This window comes from Acinetobacter sp. KAM396 (assembly GCF_021602765.1).
GTDB classification, from domain to species: Bacteria; Pseudomonadota; Gammaproteobacteria; order Pseudomonadales; family Moraxellaceae; genus Acinetobacter; species Acinetobacter towneri_A.
In genome coordinates this window covers 1-4517 of the sequence record NZ_BPPH01000064.1, presented here as the reverse complement: position 1 = coordinate 4517, position 4517 = coordinate 1, and the positions used below count along the sequence as shown (strand labels likewise).

General features: G+C 42.0%; 5 protein-coding genes and 1 pseudogene. 2 read left to right on the top strand and 4 right to left on the bottom strand.

Annotation, left to right across the window (positions count from 1 at the left end; all coding sequences use genetic code 11):
* Positions 1-87, top strand: a pseudogene (locus tag L6C30_RS14260) (IS5/IS1182 family transposase); the annotation flags it as partial.
* 418 nt (positions 88-505) lie between these two features.
* Here the strand turns inward: L6C30_RS14260 and sodC are convergent.
* The 3 genes from sodC to L6C30_RS14245 all read right to left on the bottom strand — a co-directional run bounded on the left by sodC (position 506) and on the right by L6C30_RS14245 (position 3104).
* Positions 506-1048, bottom strand: a complete 543-nt coding sequence (sodC, locus tag L6C30_RS14255) for a superoxide dismutase [Cu-Zn] SodC (protein WP_236163318.1) — start codon at positions 1046-1048, stop codon at positions 506-508.
* A gap of 163 nt (positions 1049-1211) precedes the next feature.
* Complete coding sequence (locus tag L6C30_RS14250) at positions 1212-2351, bottom strand: AI-2E family transporter (RefSeq protein WP_236163319.1); 1140 nt, start codon at positions 2349-2351, stop codon at positions 1212-1214.
* 108 nt (positions 2352-2459) lie between these two features.
* Positions 2460-3104 (bottom strand): ParA family protein, encoded by a 645-nt coding sequence (locus tag L6C30_RS14245; protein WP_019836190.1) that lies wholly within the window; start codon positions 3102-3104, stop codon positions 2460-2462.
* Positions 3105-3219: 115 nt separating this feature from the next.
* Between L6C30_RS14245 and L6C30_RS14240 the strand changes: the two genes are divergently transcribed.
* A complete protein-coding gene (locus tag L6C30_RS14240) occupies positions 3220-3693 on the top strand; it encodes a Holliday junction resolvase-like protein (protein WP_004974557.1) in 474 nt (157 codons plus the stop codon).
* Here L6C30_RS14240 and L6C30_RS14235 read toward each other — a convergent pair.
* Positions 3690-4262, bottom strand: a complete 573-nt coding sequence (locus L6C30_RS14235) for a class I SAM-dependent methyltransferase (protein WP_236163320.1) — start codon at positions 4260-4262, stop codon at positions 3690-3692. The genes L6C30_RS14240 and L6C30_RS14235 overlap by 4 nt on opposite strands.
* Between the last annotated feature and the right edge of the window lie 255 nt (positions 4263-4517).

The window sequence follows — 4517 nt, the reverse complement described above, 5'->3', positions numbered from 1 at the left end:
AGTGAACGCTATCGAAATAGACGGAAAAGATTCGGTTTACGCATTAACTTAATCGCTGCACTGGTAAACCGGATAAATTTTCAATAATGACTTTCGCAAGAGATCTAATAATAAGAATGAAATACCTTCTAGGAACCCAACCCAACGTAATGTTTTAATATTCATGCCCAAATCTTTTTCATGTCGATAAAACAGCAGTGTAGCGCAAATAGTGACAATCTCAAAGACGAGCTGTTGCGAGCTCTGCACATTGATGAACTAGATACGATGGCTGCAAAATTGAGCTAATTTTGTGCAAGTTAGTAGCAAGTTATTAAAAAACGAGTAAGTATGGTTATGAAAGACGACCGATATAAAGCAAGAAGAGCTGCATTGAGCGTCGTTTGAGAATAAGCCATAATAAGATAAATTCTACTTTTTGCGGATAAGTCGAAAGGCATGTGTATAACCCTTAACTTATCCACAATTGGTAATAAATGTTTTATTGAAAATGCATCATGCTCGCTTAAATAATCCCACAGGCAATTCGCTCACCGCCGCCGCCCAATGGTTTTGGATGGTCGGCATAGTTATCACCGCCTGCATGAATCATCAAGGCCAATCCTTCAACTTGTGCCAATGTTAAACGGGGTGCAATCACGGTCACTTTGGCTGTTCCGTCGTTTGCAATACTTAAAGCCGGTAAGTCCCCTAAATGTCCTGTCAGCGGCGTACCATGATGCGTGACATTTTTGGGATTATAATGTCCGCCCGCTGCCAAAGCAGCAACCATTTTTCCATATTTTTCTGCTGCTGCACATGAACCTTTTTCATGGATATGAAAACCTCGTTCGCCTGCAGGGAGTTGTTGGAGTTGGGTGTGAATGACTAAGCCTGCTGCACTGTCACGCAGTTCAACCGTACCTAATTCCTTGCCAATCCCTTGTGCTGAAACAGCATGCATTTTTACAATTTTTGATTTTTGTTGTGTGGTCGCGGTGGTGCTGCAACCCATGAGTACTAGGCCACTAAAAGCAGCAAGACTGGCAAATTTGAGTATTGAGCGCATAAAAGACATCCTGTTTGTTGTGCATAATATTTAGGGATGTCTTGATTGAAGCAAAGTTAGCTCCGTTACAATACAACATTTGCGTAGTGGAATGTATGTACTGTGTTGAGCTGATTTGTTCAGATCAACACAGCCATGTGAGCAATATGATCAGAAAGAAAGCTTAATCAAGCTTTGAATTGGAAGATGAATCGTCTTCGGGTAGGTCGTGTGCAAGTGTGGCTTTGGGCAACATTAAAGCTTCGGGCTGGTTATTTTCATGCAACCATTCACGCCAAATGGCCAGTAACACAGCCAAAATCACAGGGCCAATAAATAGACCAATTAGACCAAAACTGGCAATTCCACCTAAAACTCCAAACATGATTAAAAGGAATGGAATTTGAGTGGCGCCCGAAATCACCAAGGGACGAATCACGTTATCGGCAGTGCTGACCACACATACACCCCATGCCATCACGCCAATCGCTTCCATGGTATGCCCTTGGCTAAATAACCACAGCGACACCGAACCATAAGCTAACGGTGGGCCAAACGGAATTAAGGCAAATAAGAAAGTCACAATGGTTAGCACCATTGGGTTAGGTACCCCAGCGACAAAATAGCTTACGCCTGCGAGTAAAGCCTGCGCAATTGCAGTGAGTCCAACGCCATACACCACAGCACGTGTGGTTTCAGAAATAGTATCTAAATAGTGATGAATACGTGGCCCAATTACCATTTCTAGCGCTTTGCTGACTTGATGCAAGATGGTGTGACCATCGCGGTAGAAAAAGAATAATGACAGCAGGGCAAAACCCAGTTTGATCAGGTTTTTGCTGACTTCATTAATCACCACTTTGCCGTAATTTAAATGCCCTTGAATCCATAAGGAAACGGATTGCACAATGCTGTTCGGGTCGTGATTAATTTCTTTAAGGGTACGCGTTACTTCTTTACCAATAATGGGTAAATTGCGAATAAAATCAGGGACATTTAAATGCCCAGAAAGGACCTGTTTTTGTAGTTCGTAATATAAGTTGCGACCTTCATGTTGCAGAATAAAAATGGCAAAGGTGAGTGGAATTCCCACCACCAAAGTAACCAATAGCATCATTAGGGCTGCACTGAGCGTAGGACGATGACCGCACAAACGTAGCACCGACTGATACAGCGGCCAACTCATATAGGCGATAATGGCTGCCCAAACAACTGGAACAATAAAATATTTGAGTATGTGAAAACTCAAAAAGATCAGGACAAAAAACAGTCCAAACAATAAAATTTTTTGTAATGTTGGCGCGTATTGTTGCACTGAATTCACTGAAACATTCCTAAGGTCATCTGCCATATTAACTGAAAAAAAAGCTCCCGAAAACGAGAGCTTGGTAAGTTCTGGTGAATAAATTCTAAATGGAGGTGACTGTATGCATTAAAACCATTGGCTAGGGTCATCTACAATGGTGTTTAATACAGGTTGCCATTGGTTTTGCATCTGTAAATAAGTCTTTTGGGTTTTATCAAAAATACTGAGACCCTGCATGGCCAATTGTCCGTAAGCGGCACGTTCTGAAATCCATGCCACAGGCTGTTGCTCAATTTTCTGGAAAAAGTCCTGAATATCTTTAGAACTGGCAGAGTTGGGTTTAACACGGTTGGCCAGCAATAAAATTTGTACCTTGCCTTTGCGAATGCGCTTAATATCTTGTAAATGCTTTAAAAAGCGACGGGTGGAGTCAATGTCAAAAAATGAAGGTTGTAGTGGCGTGATAATGGCATGTGCTTCACTGATCAATTGCTCGGCATGCTCACCCGATAACGCACCAGGTGCATCAATAATTAAATATTCAATGTTTTTGGGTGCATCGCCAATCGACTTTTCATGACGCCAATCTAAACTTTGAATTGGAGCGGCTGTTTCTGGTCGTTGTTTTAACCATTGCAGCGCAGATTTTTGATTGTCGGCATCCGCCAAAGCAACTTTATAGCCTTTTTGTGCAAGCGCAGATGCTAAACTAATAGCCGTAATGGTTTTTCCACAGCCACCTTTTTGGTTGGCAATTAATATAGTTTTCATGACCCTCGAATCGATTTTAATCTGCTCATCCCTAGCATATCATTGTTTTGTGCTCGGAATATGACAGTTGACAAAAGTCGTATCGAGTTCTGCAAAAAAGGTTTAGGAAGGTTTTATGTCAATCTGGATGGCGATGCTGATTGGTGCCTGTATAGGCGTGGTGCTGACCACCTTAATTTTAAGCAATAGCCGCAATGGACGGATTAAAGCCGAGTATGAACAATATATTGCAGAAATTGAACTGTCACATCAGCAGGCATTATTGCAGGCACAAAAGCGCAGTGTAAATACCAGTCGTGCGGTACTGAAAGGCAAAATGGCAGAGCAATTAGCACCGATTATGCCCGAATTTCAGTATTTACCGAGCGATGCCAAATTTTTAGGTGATCCTGTTGATTATATCGTGTTTGATGGCTATACCGATTATCGGGATGGCAATGGGCATGCCGAAGATATTGCAATCGTCCTAATTGATATTAAAAGTGGTGGCGCACGTTTGACCAAAGGTCAGCAAGCAATTGCGCAGGCCATTCAGCAGGGCAGACTGCGTTTTGAAACCATTCGGATTGATTTTGAGGATTGTGATTAAAGAGGTTTATGTACTCGCGCCAATAACATGCGCTGTGCAAGACTTGGAATGCCTGCAATATCAATATATTGGACTTCACCCAATTCAAAACCAGTTTCGAGTAGGGCAATTTCAATGTCACGGTTTAAGTGACAGCCATCTGCAACTTTCTTTTGAATTGGTGTGAGCAGATGTTGCAAACGCTGAATATTTAAGTTTTGTCGATTTAAAACGTGTTCTACGAGGTGCAAAGTGCCGCCCGGTTGTAAGACACGATAAATCTCTCGCAAGCTTTGTTCTAGGTCTGGAATACTGCACAACGTCCAAGTGGATACCACATGCTGTAATTGATTATTTGCAAAAGGCAGTTGTTCTGCACTTGCGGTGATCTGCTCAACCACGAACGGTGCTGCATCAATTCGTTCCTGCGCCAATTGGAAAATTGCTGCATTGGATTCTAAGGCATACACGGTATCTACACCTTGATAAAAAGGTAAATTTAAACCCGTACCAAAGCCAATTTCCAAAACCTCGCCCGATACGCCCAATAAAAGCTCTCGTCGCAAATCCATTAAGGATGGGGTTTGCATGACTTGATTCAGCAAGTGCGGAAAAATATGTTTTTGAGAAAATTTATCCACTGGAGCGTAAAACCTCGTGGTTCAGCACGAGGATATAAGCGACTAGGGTAAACCATATTAACGACACGAAATGTCTTTTTAAATACTTGTACTATAGATCTCTTGCGAAAGTAAAAACCACCTCAATCTAAGTTTCATGAGATATCAGAACTTAAACCGTTTTTCAGATTCTGAATTTAAACGCTTGGTTGGCGTACCTCGACC